The following is a 249-nucleotide window of genomic DNA, read 5'->3' as shown; positions in this document are numbered from 1 at the left end:
CGCCGGCGACCTGACCGTACGAGAAGCCGCTGAGTTGATCAACAACACGCGCGTGCTGCTAGATCTCGCCCAAAACACCGACAGCGATAACCTCACTCGAGACCTACTGTTAGAGTGGAATATTGTCGATAGCCTCGTTACGATTTTGGGAACGCCCGCCGCACGCCCGCAAATTGCTGAAGCCAATAGCATTAGCGTCACGGAAGCCATCATCACGCCTGCTCAATTTGTACAGCTCAATGGGCTTGC

Annotated in this window: 1 protein-coding gene; it reads left to right on the top strand. The window is 54.6% G+C overall.

The genetic code is table 11. From position 1 onward, the window contains the following. Window positions 1-34: 34 nt before the first annotated feature. Window positions 35-249, top strand: a 215-nt coding sequence (locus Q5762_RS39200; protein ID WP_315897094.1) for a hypothetical protein, incomplete at its 3' end; no start/stop codon positions are given.

It is taken from the genome of Streptomyces sp. P9(2023) (assembly GCF_032436795.1).
Classification (GTDB): Bacteria; Actinomycetota; Actinomycetes; order Streptomycetales; family Streptomycetaceae; genus Streptomyces.
Note: the sequence above shows the minus strand (reverse complement) of the source record. Positions and strands in the feature narration are given on the sequence as shown.